The sequence below is a fragment of the Vibrio sp. 1249-1 genome (assembly GCF_033340495.1).
Genome location: NZ_JAWOWJ010001005.1, coordinates 1 through 550, shown reverse-complemented (window position 1 = coordinate 550; position 550 = coordinate 1). Strand labels below are relative to the sequence as shown.

The following is a 550-nucleotide window of genomic DNA, read 5'->3' as shown; positions in this document are numbered from 1 at the left end:
TGTGACACAATTATAATAGAAAGTTGATCAATATCGGCTTCATTTAAAAATGAAGCGCTACTATATGCAGCATTGCATTGGTTCGGCTGGGTAAAAAATGGTTAAGCGTTTAGCGCGTTTTCTCACTCTTGTGTTGTGCATAGGCACGGTTGCCGTACAAGCAGAGGAAACAAATTGGGAGCTCAAACGAGTTCTCGTGCTTCACTCCTATGATCCGTCTTATCAATGGACTAATGACATTCAGGCGGGAATCGAAAAGGGATTCAAGCAAACTGACGGCGAAGTCAAACTATCCATTGAATATTTGGACGCGAAGCGTGTTCATTCCGAAGGCTATTTGCAACAAATGGCGAGTTATCTTCGGTTTAAATATCGAGCTTATGAATTTGATGGTGTGATTATCTCTGACGACGCAGCCATGCGTTTCGTCAGAAATTATTTTCAGAACCCCAAGCGCAATGTTCCTATGGTCGCGATTGGGATTAATGATAAAGGCTCTTCTCTCGATAAAGTAAGTACAAATGGCAGTGTGATTTACGAAGAAGATCGC

The 550-nt window shown here is 42.0% G+C and carries 1 pseudogene; it reads left to right on the top strand.

The features are described from left to right. Positions 1 to 97: 97 nt before the first annotated feature. A pseudogene (locus tag R7Z50_RS30155) lies at positions 98 to 550 on the top strand (phosphodiesterase); the annotation flags it as partial.